At 37.2% G+C, this 17,392-nt stretch carries 11 protein-coding genes; 4 read left to right on the top strand and 7 right to left on the bottom strand.

Going from position 1 to position 17,392, the window contains the following annotated elements; genetic code table 11:
* Window positions 1-20: 20 nt before the first annotated feature.
* Window positions 21-2,126 (top strand): VWA domain-containing protein, encoded by a 2,106-nt coding sequence (locus tag IPI65_11840; protein MBK7442204.1) that lies wholly within the window; start codon window positions 21-23, stop codon window positions 2,124-2,126.
* 45 nt (window positions 2,127-2,171) lie between these two features.
* Here the strand turns inward: IPI65_11840 and IPI65_11835 are convergent, their stop codons facing one another.
* From IPI65_11835 to carA, 3 genes are all read right to left on the bottom strand, one after another.
* Window positions 2,172-2,495: a septum formation initiator family protein gene (locus IPI65_11835; GenBank protein MBK7442203.1), complete on the bottom strand. Its 324-nt coding sequence runs from the start codon at window positions 2,493-2,495 to the stop codon at window positions 2,172-2,174.
* Between the two features lie 115 nt (window positions 2,496-2,610).
* Window positions 2,611-3,894 carry a phosphopyruvate hydratase gene (gene eno / locus IPI65_11830; GenBank protein MBK7442202.1) on the bottom strand — a complete coding sequence of 428 codons (1,284 nt, stop codon included), beginning with the start codon at window positions 3,892-3,894 and terminating at the stop codon, window positions 2,611-2,613.
* Between the two features lie 59 nt (window positions 3,895-3,953).
* Window positions 3,954-5,051 (bottom strand): glutamine-hydrolyzing carbamoyl-phosphate synthase small subunit, encoded by a 1,098-nt coding sequence (gene carA / locus IPI65_11825; GenBank protein ID MBK7442201.1) that lies wholly within the window; start codon window positions 5,049-5,051, stop codon window positions 3,954-3,956.
* A 599-nt stretch (window positions 5,052-5,650) separates the two neighbouring features.
* Between carA and IPI65_11820 the strand changes: the two genes are divergently transcribed.
* Complete coding sequence (locus IPI65_11820) at window positions 5,651-6,886, top strand: YHYH protein (GenBank protein ID MBK7442200.1); 1,236 nt, start codon at window positions 5,651-5,653, stop codon at window positions 6,884-6,886.
* 48 nt (window positions 6,887-6,934) lie between these two features.
* Here IPI65_11820 and IPI65_11815 read toward each other — a convergent pair whose 3' ends face one another.
* Window positions 6,935-7,906 (bottom strand): mechanosensitive ion channel, encoded by a 972-nt coding sequence (locus tag IPI65_11815; GenBank protein MBK7442199.1) that lies wholly within the window; start codon window positions 7,904-7,906, stop codon window positions 6,935-6,937.
* Window positions 7,907-8,191: 285 nt separating this feature from the next.
* Between IPI65_11815 and IPI65_11810 the strand changes: the two genes are divergently transcribed.
* Window positions 8,192-9,352: a formimidoylglutamase gene (locus tag IPI65_11810; protein ID MBK7442198.1), complete on the top strand. Its 1,161-nt coding sequence runs from the start codon at window positions 8,192-8,194 to the stop codon at window positions 9,350-9,352.
* A 52-nt stretch (window positions 9,353-9,404) separates the two neighbouring features.
* Here IPI65_11810 and IPI65_11805 read toward each other — a convergent pair whose 3' ends face one another.
* The 3 genes from IPI65_11805 to IPI65_11795 form a co-directional block, all read right to left on the bottom strand.
* A complete protein-coding gene (locus IPI65_11805; GenBank protein ID MBK7442197.1) occupies window positions 9,405-10,685 on the bottom strand; it encodes a UDP-N-acetylmuramoyl-tripeptide--D-alanyl-D-alanine ligase in 1,281 nt (426 codons plus the stop codon).
* Window positions 10,686-10,750: 65 nt separating this feature from the next.
* Entirely contained in the window at window positions 10,751-12,274 is a 1,524-nt protein-coding gene (locus IPI65_11800) for an SUMF1/EgtB/PvdO family nonheme iron enzyme (GenBank protein MBK7442196.1), read from the bottom strand.
* A gap of 53 nt (window positions 12,275-12,327) precedes the next feature.
* Window positions 12,328-13,290: a PorP/SprF family type IX secretion system membrane protein gene (locus tag IPI65_11795; GenBank protein ID MBK7442195.1), complete on the bottom strand. Its 963-nt coding sequence runs from the start codon at window positions 13,288-13,290 to the stop codon at window positions 12,328-12,330.
* Between the two features lie 233 nt (window positions 13,291-13,523).
* Here IPI65_11795 and porU point away from each other — a divergent pair, with 233 nt between their 5' ends.
* The gene (porU, locus tag IPI65_11790; protein MBK7442194.1) at window positions 13,524-17,336 is read left to right on the top strand and encodes a type IX secretion system sortase PorU; all 3,813 of its coding nucleotides are present in this window, start codon (window positions 13,524-13,526) and stop codon (window positions 17,334-17,336) included.
* The last annotated feature ends 56 nt before the right edge of the window (window positions 17,337-17,392 follow it).

Genomic DNA, 17,392 nt, shown 5'->3' with positions numbered 1-17,392 from the left:
CATTGTATATTCGCAACGGCATGAATTTTCAACTGTTTACTGATTATCCATCATGGTTTTGGCTGCTTTGTTTAGCAGGTGCATTGTTATATGCCGGCGGAATGTATTTCCGCGAAAAAAAAATGAAGGATGCCCTCCAAAATAAATGGTGGCTACGTGCACTTTCGGCAATTCGTTTTTTAGCTGTGTTTATTATTGCCTTTTTACTGCTGAATCCTTATTTGAAATCGAGATTAAATGAAACCGAAAAACCGGTTGTGGTTATTGTTCAGGATAATTCAAGTAGTATTAAATCTGTTGTTGGCGATGCTGCAGCTTACCGTGAAAAACTGGACAACCTTTATAAATCGCTGGATGATAAATTTGAGGTTCGCACTTACACTTTTGGCAATACATTGCAGGAAGGTTTTGATTCGTTGAACTACAGTGAAAAATCAACCGACATTTCAACAGCACTTACGTCGATTAATAATTTATATGAAAATTTAAATGTAGGTGCCATTATTCTGGCGAGCGATGGCATTTATAATACAGGTAGTAATCCCGTATATATTAAAAATGATTTAGGAGCTCCGATGTATACCATTGCCCTTGGCGATACCACTGCTAAAAAAGATATTCGTATAACCAGAGTGCTACATAATAATATTGTTTACCTGAACGATAAATTTGTCGTAACTGCTGAGCTGGAAGCCATTTTTTGTAAAGATGCCCGAACAAAAGCAAGTATTGTAGAAATAACACCAACCAATACTAAATCACTTGGTGAACTACCGATAAACATAAACGAAGAAAATTTTTCAACCACGCTCAATTGGGAAATTAATGCTGACGCTCCCGGTATAAAACATTATCAGGTTCGTGTTTCAGCTATTGATGGAGAACACACAACTGTTAATAATACCCGTGATATTTTTGTTGAAGTTTTAGATGCCCGTCAAAAAATATTAATTCTTGCCAATGCACCGCATCCCGATTTAAATGCATTGCGCCAATCAATTGAATCGAATAAAAATTACGATGTTACCGTGCAGCTTGCGCCAGACTGGAGAGGCCAGGGCAGTGATTATGATGTAATTATTTTACATCAGTTGCCATCTGCAAAAAATACCATACCAACATTAATTAGTGAAATCCAAAATAAACAAATTCCTACCTGGTTTATCACGGGTAATCAAACGGCAACAAATGTTTTTAACAAAGCGCAATCACTGGTAAGTATAAATTCAAATGGACAATCTGCTAATGAGGTAACCGGAAATTATCAAAATGTATTTAATCTGTTTAATCTGGAAGAAAAAACAATTTCGCTGTTTCCAAAATTACCGGCATTAAATGCACCTTATGGTCAATACACCGTTTCGCCTGCGTCACAATCTATCTTGAATCAAAAAATCGGAAATGTAAATACTAAAAATCCGTTATTAATTTATTCGCTCGCAGGCAGCAGTAAAACAGCGATATTATTTGGAGAAAATATCTGGAAGTGGCGCTTGTATGATTATGTGATAAATACCAATCAGGATGCAACCAATGAATTGGTGAGTAAAACATTACAATATTTAAGCACTAAAAACGATAAAAAACAATTTCGCGTAAATCAAGCGCGCAGTGTAATAAACGAAAACGAACCGGTATTACTCGATGCTGAATTGTATAATGATAGTTATCAGTTAATTAATGAACCGGATGTTACATTAACCATTAAAAATCAGGATGGCAAAGATTTTCCTTTTCAGTTTTCTAAAAACAATAAAAGTTACACTTTGAATGCCGGGTTTTTCCCTGCCGGTAATTATACCTATGAAGGCAAAGTGGTTTACAATGGCAAAGAATTTAAAGATAACGGCGCCTTTAGTATTAGTCCATTGCGATTAGAATCAATTAACACAACTGCCGATCATCGTTTATTAAATCAACTTGCTGTGCAAACAGGTGGCAAAATGGTTTATCCTGATCAAATAGCTTCATTAACAGATATAATTAATCAAAGTGCAGCAGCTAAGCCTGTCATGCGGGAAATAATTAAAACGCAATCGGTAATAAATTTAAAATGGATATTTTTTTTGATACTGACTTTATTAAGTATCGAATGGTTTGTACGGAAATTTATGGGTGGATATTAAAATATATATCCAAATTAACTTTAGAAACTTAGCGTTTTAAACACATTATTTATCGAGAATAACGAACACATCTTCTTCCGGTTTTTTCATATAATATTCTTCCCGGGCAAATTTTTCGATGGCATTCATATCTGATTTTAATTTGGAGAGTTGTTCATTTGCCAATTCGGTTTCTTTGATATAATACGACATTTTCCCTTTTGCCGTATTCAACTCATGCATTCTATTATACTGGCGAATAAAGTTATTTCTATCGAAAAATGTCATCCAAACCCCAAAAACAAAAAGTGTAAATACATACTTATTGAGCAGCAGTGTTGGAACTGTCCATTGTTTTAACCTTTCACGAAATGTAGTTTTCTTCGCCATAATTAACAGTATAAAGTTACATGCATGCAGCTTACTACAAACGCTTAAAAAAGAAAAAACCGTGTGGATAGTTTACAAAACAGTCCACACGGCCTAAAATTTTAACGTTTCCGGCTTATTTCAAAAAAATATTGCCCGGCCAGATAGCAGAATCACCTAGTTCTTCTTCAATACGAATCAACTGGTTATATTTTGCAATCCTGTCGCTTCTTGAAGCTGAACCTGTTTTAATTTGTCCGCAGTTTAAAGCCACTGCTAAATCAGCAATGGTAGTATCTTCAGTTTCACCACTTCTGTGACTCATTACTGATGTGTAACGTGCACGATGTGCCATATCAACAGCTTGTAAAGTTTCGGTAAGCGAACCAATTTGATTTACCTTAACTAATATTGAATTGGCAATACCTTCTTTAATTCCTTTATTCAATCGTTTAACATTGGTAACAAATAAATCGTCACCAACTAATTGAATTTTGCTGCCGAGTTTATCGGTCATTAATTTCCAACCTGTCCAGTCGTCTTCCGCACAACCATCTTCAATAGAAGCAATAGGATATTTTTTAACCCAAGTTGCCCAGTAATCAACCATTTCTTCTGAACTCAATTTTCTGCCATCTGATTTTTTGAATATGTACATTCCTGAAGCCGTATCATATAATTCGCTCACAGCTGCATCCATTGCAATAACAATATCTTCACCCGGAATGTAGCCTGCACTTTCAATTGCTTTTAAAACAATTTCAATTGCTTCTTCATTGGTTTGAATATTCGGTGCATATCCACCTTCATCACCAACATTTGTTGAGTAACCTTTATTTTTTAATATTTTTTTCAGGTGATGAAATACTTCAACACCCATACGTAATGCATCAGAAAAATTGTCACCACCAACAGGTGCAATCATAAATTCCTGAAAATCAATTTTATTATCTGCATGTGCACCACCATTTAAAATATTCATCAGTGGAACAGGCAATGTATTTGCATTAACACCACCAACATATCTGAACAACGGAACATTTAATTCAATTGCAGCAGCTTTTGCACAGGCTAGAGAAACGGCAAGAATAGCATTTGCACCTAATTTAGATTTATTTGGTGTGCCATCTAATTCAATCATTAAACGGTCGATATGACTTTGATCATATACGTTCATACCTTCCAGTTCGGTAGCAATAATTTCATTTACATTTTCTACTGCTTTTAATACACCTTTTCCGAGATAAACATCCGGATCTTCATCGCGTAATTCTGCAGCTTCATGTATACCTGTGCTTGCTCCTGACGGAACTGCAGCGCGGCCGATGGCACCAAATTCAGTAGTTACTTCTGCTTCAACGGTGGGGTTTCCACGTGAATCTAAAATTTGTCTTGCGAAAATGTTAATGATATGTGACATAGAATGAGTTATGAGTGATGAGTAATGAGTAATGTATGATGTGTTTTTACAGTGGTTTTTTAATTCATGAGTTTTATGAAATCATCAAATAAATAACGTGCATCGTGTGGTCCCGGTGTTGCTTCGGGATGGTATTGTACACTAAATGCTTTTTTATCTGTTAAACGAAATCCTTCGATAGTATTATCATTTAAATTGATATGTGTTATTTCCATATTTTTAGATGCACGCATATCTTCTTCCTTAATACTAAAACCATGATTTTGAGTTGTTATTTCACTTAATCCGGTAATTAAATTTTTAACAGGATGATTACAACCGCGGTGACCATGATGCATTTTATAAGTAGTAACACCATTTGCCAAACCTAACAATTGTTGTCCTAAACAAATTCCAAATAATGGTTTATCGTTTTGTAAAATTTGTTTAACTGTTTCAACAGCATAACCCATACTTGCCGGATCGCCGGGGCCATTTGAAATAAAATAGCCATCTGCTTTAAAATCGAGTGTATCTTCAAATTTGGTTTTGGCAGGAACTACTTTCAAATAACATCCACGAATTGCGATGTTATCTAAAATACTTTTTTTCACACCAAAATCATATACAATAACCTTTTTTTCAGCGCCTGAATCACCAATAAAATACGGTGTAGTTGTAGAAACCATACTTGCCAGTTCCAGACCATTCATATCGGGAACTTCGTTCAATTTGGTTTTTAAGATATTGATATCCGTTGTTTCGCTGCTGATGATACAGTTCATGGCACCTTTGCTTCTGATGTGGCGAACAATAGCTCTAGTATCAACATCAGAAATGGCAACCAGATTTTCTTCGATCAGGTAATCCTGAATAGAATTTTCAGTTTTGCGACGGGAAAACTGGTTAGTAAAATTTTTAACTGCCAGGCCTGAAATTTTAATTGAAGCAGATTCCACCTCACTTGCAATAGTACCATAGTTACCAATATGGGCGTTGGTCATCACCAATATCTGACCAAAATAACTGGGATCGGTAAATATCTCCTGATAGCCCGTCATGCCGGTATTAAAGCAAATTTCACCTGTTGTTGTGCCGATTTTACCGGCGCTGTAGCCATGAAAGGCGGTCCCGTCTGCAAGAAGAATGACTGCCGGAACTTTTTCGAAATTTTCCATTAAAAAGCAAAGTTACGGAGTTGAAAGCGGAAAGAGGAATATTTGAATGTGAATTTTGATGTACCAATGTGCGAATGTACCGATGTACCAATGAACAGCCGAATTTGAGTAAGAATGGCATTAAAACACCGAACCCCATCAGCTAATTTGCTAATCAGCTAATTTGCTAATTGCCCATTCGGAGCTCCGGTTGGGGTCAATCAATATTGACCCGTGACGATGTACCAATGGAACAGCCGGAAAATGTACCGATGGGTGAATGTACCGATGTACCAATGGAACAGCCGAATTTTGAGCTAAAATTTAATTCGGAGCTCCGGTTGGGGTCAATCAATATTGACCCGTGACGAAGTACCAATGAACAGCCGAATTTGAGCAAGAATGGCATTCAAACACCGAACCCCATTAGCTAATCAGCTAATTAGCTAATTGCCCATTCGGAGCTCTACAGTCATTCAAAAGTTAGTTTTTGTGCTTGAAGGGTAAGGTTTTGTATCATTTTAACTACAATTCGTATTATCGATTGATAATCAGTGGATTGCTCAGCATTATCTACAGTGGTATTTTTATAAAAGTTATCCTTTTTTAAATATTCAAGTATGATGAAAAGAACTACACTACAAGTACTAATGCTATGTACTATGGCGAACGCCTATGCACAGCTCTCGCCGGAGGTGACCTCCTGGCTGGTTAATGCGAACTCGGCTTCCTGGCACGACATTCTGGAAACCAATGTGGAACAAGTGCAATACACGGATGATGATGTGTATATCAGTTGTGAAGCAATTCCCGGTTACGATATCGGACCCTGGGATGACCCGACTTTAGCGCCGAACCAAAATTTTGTTTTTAAAATTACCCGCAACCCTGAACCTGAATTAAACAATTTAACACCAATCAGTATTGGTCGAATTGGAGTTTGGTCGAATGGAGTGAGTGTTTTTAATCGAATTGGTGAGGCAAGTTATCATGGGAATAATATCTGGCACGTTGACAATGCACGAACTATGTCACCGGAAGCAACTGATTGCGACGGGTATGCTTCCGAAAACGGTGAGTTTTATAATTATATAGCCCCTTCCTGTTTATATGACGCAAATGATGCAGGTGCGCATTCACCAATTTTGGGTTTTGCTTTCGATGGCTATCCAATTTATGGTGCATATGCAAATGAAAATCCTGATGGAAGCGGTGCAATTGTTCGTATGACCTCATCATATCAGTTACGACAAATTTCTGAACGCAATACATTGCCAGATGGCACTTTGCTGGAAGAATCGTTATGGGGGCCAAAAGTATCGAACAATTATCCGCTCGGACACTATGTAGAAGATTATGTATACGTTGCCGGCAGCGGAACTTTGGATGCACATAACGGACGTTTTTGCATTACACCTGAATATCCGCAAGGAACATATGCCTATTTTGTTACTGTAAATGAAACCGGAATTCCGGTATATCCTTATACCATTGCTGATACTTATTATGGAAAAGTACAATCCGGCAATACCGGTACTTTTTCAGGTCACAACGAAATAGATGAAACTGTAATTACATATAGTTCTATCGGAACAAGCAAGGATGAAATAGAAATGTTAACGTATCCAAATCCTGCGCACGATTTTGTTTATTTATACATTGCGCCTTCTTACCAAAATAATATTCACGCTACAATAACAGATATGGCCGGTAATATTGTTTTCGCACAAGATAATTTACAACCGGGAATTACTTACCCTTTAAATCTGAGTAATTTAATGCAGGGTATGTATTTTATCAAATTAGAAAATAATGAAGCATGCGGAATTGAAAAACTTATGATTACGCATAATTAAAATATTTACACAATGAAGCCAGGGCTGTCTCTTCGGGGGCAGCCTTTTTTATTTCACAACGCCCGACTGCACAGCAAATTCAGCTTCGTTGTTTTTAACAATATCATTTATTTTAAGCAACACTTCATTGCGTAAAACAACATATTTTTCCCACTCCATGTAATTAAAGTGCATTTCTACCAACACTTCAATTGCATAGGTGCCGAAATTATTTACGGCAACATTTATTTCTTCATTTTTTTGTGGATGGTTTTCACCGTATGTCTTTATTTCGTTTACTATTTGTAGTAATTGTTGTGATGTAGTGTTGTAACTCAATCCTAAATTTAATATTATACGCCGCGAAGTTCTTCTTGTTAAATTGCTCAGTTTATTGTTTACAATATTTTTATTTGGTATTGTCATGTAAGCGGTATCAATAGTTCTTACACGCGTGCTGCGAAATCCAACCTTAACTACCTTCCCTGTTATACCTTCGGTTTCGATTAAATCGCCGATTACAAATGGTTTTTCCGTAAAAATTGAAATACTGCCGAATACATTTTGTAATGTTTCCTGCGCCGCAAAGGCGATGGCAATTCCGGCAATTCCCGCACCGGCAACTATTGAATATATATTTACACCGAAAACAACACCTAACACACTTAAAAATGCAATAGTCCACACCAGCATTCGTATGAGGTCTTTCAAAAAAACAACTAACTGATCATCCCATGGGTCTTCTGTTTTTGCTGCGCGATGTTTTAACACCAAAACAAAAAAATCGCCAATGCGAGAAACAATCCAAGCAGCATTAAATATTAGCAATAAGCGGTATGCGCCATATAAAAAGCTGATTACATAACTTTTTACAACTTCATCATTTTCAACAAAAGGATAATGCAGTGTTTTTACACCGAAGTAAATTGTTTGTAATACAATAAAATATTGAAGCGGTTTTAATATAAGGCGCAAAAATTCTTCAACAAGGTCGCCGGCTTCTGTTTTTTCTACTATTTTGAATAATAGCAGACTAATCATTTTGGAAATATACTTTTTGAATAATATCACAAACAGAATGACACCCGCCAGCCAGGTCCATTGCCGTATTGTATTGTGAAGAAATTCCGAATCAAAAAACCCTTGCATATTGCCTGTATTTGTTACAAAAGTAAATAAAATTGATTGAGTCGCTTCCGTAAACGGCCGGTTGAGCGCCGCATCAACTTATCAAAATGCTGAAATGACTGAATAAATAGACAACCTGAAAAAGTTGAGGTGAAAAGCGATGTGCAAGCATTTCAATTTATACCTCAATTTTATACCATGATAAATAAACTCCTTACTCCCGTTCGTATAAAGGAATTTTTGAACGACTGGACGCTTCAAAACTATCATTGGGGGAAAAAAATTAATATTAATACCGGCGAATTACCGGATACCAATGGATGTTTAATTGCCATTATAGGAGTAAATGAAGGTCGTGGTAGTCTGCAAAACAGCGGATGTGCCACCGGAGCAGATATAATTCGTCAGCACCTTTATAAATTAGCCATAAACGATTATCCGCTTCAAGTGATGGATGCCGGTGATGTTTTGGTTGGTGAAACACCCGAAGAAACTTACCAAAATCTAAAAATGGTAATGGAATGGTTTCTGGGTCAGCAAATTTTACCTATAATTATTGGAGGCAGCCAGGATGTTACCATAGGCCAATATGCAGGTTATGAATTTTTAGGGCAGGCCATTAATTTAATGGTGATAGATGAACGTATCGATTTAGATGATCCTGAATATTTACCGGCAGCAAGAACCTGGATTCAAAACATTTTTAATTACGAACCCAAATATTTATTTAATTATTCAGGCATAGCTTATCAGTCGCATTTTAATTCTCCCGAAATTATTAAAGCAGTTGATGCATTATATTTTGATGCTATCCGATTGGGCAGAATAAAAGAAAATATTCAATTCGCAGAACCAGAGGTACGCGATGCAGATATTTTGAGTATCGACATATCTGCAATTCGCGGAGCAGATGCACCCGGGCATGCTCACGCTACACCAAACGGATTATCGGGTGAAGAAATGTGTCAGATTATGCGTTACGCAGGGATGAGCGATAAAATTACTTCCCTTGGTATTTATGAGTACAACCCGATGTTTGATAATCAGGAATTAACGGCTCAGCTTATCGCACAAATGATTTGGTATTTTGTAGATGGTTATTATAATCGCAAAAGTGATTACCCAATTGTTTCAGAAAAAGATTTTACAAAATATATTGTCAATATTGCCGATAATGAATACGACCTCACATTTTGGAAAAGTATGAAAACCGGTCGTTGGTGGGTAGAGGTTCCTTTTATAGTGCAACAGCGATTTGAACGCCATCAATTAGTACCATGTGCTTATGAAGATTATGAGGCTGCTGTTAAAAATGATGTGCCTGAAAAATGGTTACGCATTTTTCATAAATTGGGATAATTATTTATTGCAAGAAATAATTTTTAAGCGGAAATATTGTTTCGGAAATCATTCAACTGATTATTTCTTCGAGATGCATACCGCGCGAGCCTTTTAATAAAATAGTTGCTCCTTTAAATGCTTGTGCAGCATACCATTTTTTTGCTGCTGCTGCATCCGGAAATGCCAAAACATTTTTATTTGATAAAGCTGCAAATACAGGACCTACCGTAACTACCTTAGTGACATTACTTTTTAATACCAAATCCATAATAGCCTGGTGTTCTGCAACAGCATAATCGCCCAGTTCCAGCATATCACCTAATATGGCAATTTTATGCGTCGCGTTTAATTTTGAAAAATTTTCAATGGCAGCCTGCATGCTCGATGGATTCGCATTATAAGCATCCATAATAAAATAATTGCCACCTACTTCTTTTAACTCGCTGCGGTTGTTATCGGGTTGATAAGCTTCAATGGCTGCTTTAATGTCCTCCACTTCTACGCCAAAGTATTTCCCAATACAAGCAGCTGCCATAATATTATTATTGTTATAATCGCCAACTAAATGCGACTGAATAGTAATGTTATCATCTAAAATTAATTGTGCAAATTCATCTCCTATTATCATCTTGCCACTGGCATAATCATTAGCTTCAAACCCGTAAGTTATCATTTTTGGGTAATCTGAAAATAATGCCTTTAATTTTTTCTCGCCGCTATTAATAAATAAAATTCCATTTTTTTGCAGCACGAATTCAAATAATTCTGATTTACCTTTTAACACACCTTCTATCCCCCCAAAACCTTCTAGATGTGCTTTTCCAATATTGGTAATTAATGCAAAATCGGGATTAGCATACTTGCAATAACCTCCAATTTCTTTTTGATGATTAGCACCCATTTCAATTACAGCAAAATTGCAATCTTTTGGAACAGATAAAATAGTTAAGGGAACTCCGATATGATTATTCAAATTCCCTTTGGTTGCTGATACGCGATATTTTTTTGATAATACTGCTGCTATTAATTCTTTAGTTGTTGTTTTACCGTTTGAGCCGGTTAAAGCCAATACCGGAAAATTAAATGTGCTCCGATATTTTGCTGCCAGTAATTGTAAGGCAATTAAAACATCTTCAACTACAATACACTTTTCATTTATTTTATATTGGTCATCATTTATCACACAACATAAGGCACCATTATCTAAAGCAGCTTTTGCATATATACTACCGTTTACTTTATCTCCCTGCAAGCCAAAAAACATTTCACCACCGGAAATTTTTCTGTTATCGATAGTTACACCGGTTGACTGAAGAAAAAGCTGATAAAGTTGTTCGATTTGATTTTGCATAAGGCAGTAAAAATAAAAAAGCCTTCCGTAAGTTACGGAAGGCTCGTATTTCTTTTACCAACACATCAGAATTTATTCATATTTCTGTTGGTCTTATTTACTTTTTGTTGTTTTTTGGTTTTCTTGAAGTTGTTACCACCTTTGGTTTCATTATCAACATCACCACCTAGGCGAATCATACAACAACGGAAACCGATTGTAGCAGTCGATTTATCTTCTTCAAGATAACGACGTGAGCCGGGTGAACACCAGAATGCTTCATCAGCCCATGAGCCACCTTTGTATACACGTGCATTATCGCTGATTAAAGTTGTTTTACCATAATCGTAAGTTACATATGATGTTGAGTCACCATCGAGGTAATCAACTACATAACCTTTTTTATAGTTACGACGGTTAACAGCTTCTTCGTCTTTCACAGGGCGATAACGAATACGACCTAATGAATCTAATAATGGATAGTTATCTTCATCCAATTCGCGGGTCATATATTCATTACCACGGAACGGGTTTAGGTCCTCTTCATCAAAATAAGTATTCGGGCGATAAACATCGGCAACCCATTCGTTAACGTTTCCGGCCATATTATATATACCGTAATCGTTAGGCATGAATGAATAAACAGGAGCTGTAATAATAGAGTTATCGTTTAATTTACCGGCAACACCCGCATAGTCACCTCGACCGCGTTTGTAGTTTGCAAGCATTTTACCTTGAGCCCATTTTTCTTTTGCAGAAGGTTCACGCAATGAAGTACCATCCCATGGATAAATACGGCGATCGGTAATCATCTCGTTTCCGGTAACGCGGTTACCAACTAAACCAAGAGCAGCAAATTCCCATTCAGCTTCAGTTGGTAAACGGTAGTCAGGTAAAAGTACACCATCTTCCATACGCACATAACGTCCCATTTTAGGGTCAGCAGCGTAAGGGCTGTAATCTTTTTTACCTTTTTTGATATTGGTAGTATACTGTTGTGATAAGTAAGTTTCAGAAGTGAAATTATCTTCACCGGTTCCCATTGTGTTTGGCGTGATGTACTTGTTTTCGGCAAGAATCATCTCGTTCACACGGTCACCTCTCCATTTACAAAACTCAGTAGCCTGTAACCAGGAAACACCTACAACAGGGTAGTTTTGGTAAGATGGGTGGCGGAAATAATACTGCACATATGGTTCGTTGAACGCAAGTTCTTCGCGCCATACCAGTGTATCCGGTAAAGAGTTTTTGATTACCTCAGGGAAATCAGGAAACTGTTTAGTTACCCAATACACATACTCGCGGTAGTGTAAGTTTGAGATTTCAGTTTCATCCATATAGAAGGAAGAAACAGTAACACGACGAGGAATGTTGTTGTATTCAAAGGTAACGTCCTGCTCGGTAACACCCTGCGTAACGGTACCGCCCTGAACCAAAACTAAGTTAGGCCCGGTGGCCTGACCATCGAATTTGTGGGCTTCAAAACCTCCCCATTTGGTGTCGTTATACTTGAAATTGGTAACCGACGACCGTTTTTTACAGGAAGTTGAAAGTGAAACAACTAATACTGTAAGCACTAAAAGCATTACAGGCTGCAGATTTCTTTTCATACTTTAATCTATTTTACAGAGTTAACGCAAATGTATAAAACTTATTTTTACATTCATAACACAGAAGGACAATCAAGCATACTTTTTTGACTATTCTTTTTCGACCTGTCCGGATTGTCCTTAAAAGTCAACATTAATGATACTTCGTGCGCCCCTCCGGATAGTCCGGCAAGTGGTCCCACACTCACATCATAGCTGTAGGCAAATTTGAGCATTCCTTTACTCAAACCTGCGAGGAACATAACGTCGCTGAGGTTCGAAGTATTGTGTTTAACCGCAAATCCGCCCAAAATGATACTTTTTTTAACGTAAATGCCAGTCTGCAGCTGACTAAAACCCTTTTGTGTAGAAAACAGCGCGTAAGGGTTCACTACCAGCGCATCCTTCTTTCCACCCCCAAAAAACACACCTGCCTGACCCGAAAAGCCCATCGGAATGACACTCGCCGCGTTGTTATAAAAACTTACTTTTGGTGTTGTGAGGTGCGAAACGCCCAGCCCTACATACATTTTATCGCTGTATAAAACTGCCCCGGCACCTAAATCGGTGTAACCCTGGGTGAGACTGCCGGGAGTAAGCTCTGCTGTCGGATTAGGATTGCCGAAAACATCATTAAAACCGTATAAAAGGTTGATTTGGTCGAAAAACTGCAAATCCTGCCAGTTTAGGCGAATCTGATTATAAGAAAACTGCATCCCGAAATTTAGTGCCCAACTGTAGGCGATTCGTGCCTGATACATATACTGTGCGCCGATTTCGGTGGATTGAAGCACCCCATCGCCCTGATTATCCTGATTTATAAACAGTCCGATACCACTTCGAATTGGCTCGACATAAGCATCAAAAGCCGCACGGTAAGAAACATAAGACTGTGGCATATCCGGCCATTGGTCACGAAAATTCAATATTACCCGTGGTTGCCCCGACGAGCCGGTAAAGGCCGGATTAAACATGGTTTCACTTGCATGCCAATGCCCATATCGGAGATCCTGCGCATGTAAACCCGAAAAATTCAAAGTGAACAAAATGAAAAAAAACAGGGTTAACCGTACATTGTTGGTATTAACCGAAAATGACGGAATAATGGCAATATTCTTATGATATTTGCGTTTAAGTGGCACCTATAACCTTAGTTAAAAAACCTATGACAGCGATAAAAATGTTTCGCAGATCAACTAAATTTTTTGTTTCGACTGCAATGTTAACGTGTTTATTTGCTAATGCAGTATTGGCTGGTGAACAAATTTCAGTGGATCGAACACTCAATTGGTCAGCCGAATTACGTCCGTTTTCCAATCTTGACCAGCAATACGGCGAATCGTTGCAGTTTGAGGGCGCCGGCTATCAGTTCATCAACAATATTATTTTGCCGGAATACGGTGAGTCTTTTCCCGTTACCGGAACTGCTGCCATAACCGTAAAACTGGAAAATGCTGTTTACGAACTCATTGAAATTGCCGACAGTAAAAAACTTGCCGGTATGCGTTTGCAGTTAAGCAATCAGGTTGAAATAAAATATCAAATCGGATATGCACAAAAACAACCTTTACTTGATGTACATTTTGTTCCGCTGCGTTTAAATAATACCACCGGAAATATTGAAAAATTAGTGCAGTTTAAATTAGTAATCACTACATCCGGCGCCAATAATTATAAAACAACCGATGAAAATGAATTTGCAGAAGGTTCGGTTTTAGCAGCAGGAAGCTGGTATAAAATCAGTGTAAAAAAAGAAGGTGTTTTTAAAATTGACCGCGACTGGTTAAACAGTAATGGCATTACCGGAACAATTTCGTTCAGCACATTTGGTGTTTTCGGAAATGGTGGTGGCATGTTACCTGAATCAAATGCAGGTTTTCGTTACGACGATTTACAGGAAAATGCCATCTATAAATTTGATGCCAATGCAAATGGTTTTTTTGATGATGGCGACTATATTTATTTTTTCGGACAGGCGCCGCATCGCTGGTATTATAATGAAACAACAAACCGTTATGCACACGCCAATAATATATATTCAGATCAAACGTATTATTTTATAACAACAGATCAGGGCTCTGGAAAATTTATTCAAAATAAAACATCTGATGGAACAGAAAATATTCTCACCACCGAATATGATGTTTTGGCTTTTACCGATAACGATAAAATTAATTTGCTAAACTCAGGCAGAAAATGGTATAGTGAAATAATAGATATTTATAATCCCGACCGCACTTATAATTTTACGTTGCCGAATTTAATTACCACTACACCCGTAACAATTCGCTCAAGCGCAGCCGGGGCAAGCCTTTCGGGTTCTACCATTTTAAAATTTGATGCCAATGGCGTTCCGTTGCCAAGTAATATTGTTATATCAGAATTAGTTGCCGGATTTAATGAAACGTATGCTTATGAAAGTGCAATTGAAACAGCATTTTCATCATCATCAGAAAACATAGCCATACATGTAGAATTTTCAGGTTCATCAGTTAATACTGCCTGGATGAATTATATTGAATTATTAGGCAGAGGTAAATTAATGTATGATAATGCACAATTATATTTTAGAGATCAATCTACTATTGCGCCGGGAAATATTACTAAATATTCTATAACATCAGGAACTGATGTTACTATTTGGGATGTGACTGATCAGATAAATGTAAAAAATCAAATTTTTTCCAGTGAAGGAAGTAATGTAATTTTTACTGCAAAATCAGATTCGTTACGTCAGTTTATTGCATTTAAATCGGGAGATGTTTTTTCGGGTAATGATATTACTTTCGAAGAAACAGTTGCCAATCAGAATTTACATAATATCGCTTACCAACCGGATTATGTAATTGTTGCACATCCTACATTTTTAAGTGAGGCGAGAAGATTAGCGGGATTCCATCACGATACGCAGGGTTTAGATACCATGGTAGTAAATATTTATACTATTTACAATGAATTTTCATCTGGTGCACAGGATATATCTGCAATACGCGATATGATGCGCATGTTTTATGAACGTGCAGGTGGAGATACTGAATTAATGCCACGCTATTTATTATTGTTTGGCGATGCATCTTTTGATTTTCGCTACCTCGCTTTTGACGATGAAAAGAATACATTAAAAGTTCCGAATTACGAAAGTGGTGAATCGCTGTCACGCGGGGTTTCATATGGCACAGATGATTTTTTTGGTTTTCTGGACCCAACCGAAGGAGATAATATTGAAGACACAGCCGAAAAACTGGATATTGGTATTGGCAGATTGCCTGTTGTAACTGCTGAAGAAGCAACACAAATGGTAGATAAAATTTTACATTATAAATCAACAGAAAGTTTAGGCAGTTGGAGAAATGGATTATGTTTTTTAGCGGATGATGAAGATTATAATCAACACGTAAAAGATGCCGATTTATTGGCTAAAATGATTGATGAAGATTACCCGGTTTACAATATTGATAAAATTTATTTTGACTCTTATCAGCAAATTCCGGGTGCAGGTGGTGAAAGATACCCTGAGGTAGAAACAAATATTAATAATAAAATATATTCCGGTGCATTTATCATGAATTATTTAGGTCATGGAAATGAACAAAACTGGGCACAGGAAAGAGTACTTTCGGTTGATGATATTAATACCTGGGATAATTATGATAAACTGCCTTTATTTATAACTGCAACATGTTCATTTTCACGTTACGATAATCCTGATTTAAGATCAGCAGGCGAACTGGTGCTTATGAACCCTACAGGAGGCGGAATTGCTTTGGTAACAACCGTTAGGCTGGTTTATGCTTCAGGAAATTATGATTTAAATCGCAATTTACTGACACAGTTATTTATTAAAATTGACGGGCAGTATCCGGCATTGGGCGATGCAGTAAAAAAAGGGAAAAATGCAGTAACAACCGGTGCAACAAATAATCGAAAATTTATTTTATTAGGTGATCCTGCTTTGGTATTAAATTATCCGAAATTTAATGTAACCACTAAAACAGTAAATGGATTTGATGTAGCAATTTATACCGATACATTAAAGGCATTAGATAAAGTTGTAATTACCGGTGAAGTAACCGATGAAGGCGGAATTAAATTATCATCATTTAATGGAACCGTTTATCCTGCTGTTTATGATAAACCAATCACGATAAATAATCTTGTAAACGACCCAACATTTAGTGGTGTTGGCGGATACGGGCCTAGTCAGCCATTTAGTTTTGAATTACAAAAAAACGCCTTATATAAAGGTAAAGCCAGTGTAACGAATGGTGAATTTCAGTTTACGTTTATTGTGCCAAAAGATATTTCCTATAGTTACGGTGCAGGAAAACTGAGTTATTATGCCGATAATGGGTTGGATGATGCGAATGGATATAATTCGAATGTAATTATTGGTGGAACTGCAGACAATGCGCCAACCGATGTTGCAGGTCCTTTGGTTGATGTTTATATGAACGATGAAACTTTTGTTTTTGGTGGACTTACAGATGAAAATCCTGTTTTACTGATAAAACTGATTGATTCATCAGGAATAAATGCTTTGGGAAATGCGGTTGGCCATGATATTACGGCGACTTTAGATGATGACCAGCAAACAACCTTAAAACTGAATGAATATTATGAGTCTGATCTTGATAAATATCAAAGCGGTTCGGTAGCCTATCCTTTGGCAGATGTGGCTGAGGGCAGACATACGGTTACAGTGAAAGCATGGGATGTTTATAACAACTCAGGGGATGGCTATACCGAGTTTGTGGTAGCTGCAACGGCGGATTTGGCGTTAAGTCATGTGTTAAATTATCCGAACCCATTCACTACCAGCACCAGTTTCTGGTTTGAACATAACCGGCCGGGCGATGTTTTAGATGTTAAAGTAGAGATTTTTACCGTAAGCGGGAAACGCATCAAAACCATACAACAGCAGGTTTCTACCGAAGGATACCGTGTTGATAATATTGAATGGGACGGCTTGGATGATTATGGTGATAATATCGGAAAAGGGGTATATATTTACAAGATTACTGTCCGTTCAACCAGCGATAATTCAAAGGCAAATGAATTTCAAAAACTGGTTATACTAAAGTGATGTGCCAAAACGTTATGGATAATTACTATTTTTGCAAACCCTAGACTTTTAGAAGA

The sequence above is a fragment of the Bacteroidota bacterium genome (assembly GCA_016706255.1).
In the GTDB taxonomy this organism is placed as follows: Bacteria; Bacteroidota; Bacteroidia; order Chitinophagales; family BACL12; genus UBA7236.
This window is presented reverse-complemented; position numbering and strand designations above follow the sequence as displayed.

Coding starts and splice junctions, on each gene's coding strand:
- IPI65_11800 (MBK7442196.1), bottom strand. CDS start 12,274: ATGAAAAGAAATCTGCAGCCTGTAATGCTTTTAGTGCTTACAGTATTA.
- eno (MBK7442202.1), bottom strand. CDS start 3,894: ATGTCACATATCATTAACATTTTCGCAAGACAAATTTTAGATTCACGT.
- IPI65_11840 (MBK7442204.1), top strand. CDS start 21: ATGAATTTTCAACTGTTTACTGATTATCCATCATGGTTTTGGCTGCTT.
- carA (MBK7442201.1), bottom strand. CDS start 5,051: ATGGAAAATTTCGAAAAAGTTCCGGCAGTCATTCTTCTTGCAGACGGG.
- IPI65_11810 (MBK7442198.1), top strand. CDS start 8,192: ATGATAAATAAACTCCTTACTCCCGTTCGTATAAAGGAATTTTTGAAC.
- IPI65_11820 (MBK7442200.1), top strand. CDS start 5,651: ATGATGAAAAGAACTACACTACAAGTACTAATGCTATGTACTATGGCG.
- IPI65_11815 (MBK7442199.1), bottom strand. CDS start 7,906: ATGATTAGTCTGCTATTATTCAAAATAGTAGAAAAAACAGAAGCCGGC.
- IPI65_11805 (MBK7442197.1), bottom strand. CDS start 10,685: ATGCAAAATCAAATCGAACAACTTTATCAGCTTTTTCTTCAGTCAACC.
- IPI65_11835 (MBK7442203.1), bottom strand. CDS start 2,495: ATGGCGAAGAAAACTACATTTCGTGAAAGGTTAAAACAATGGACAGTT.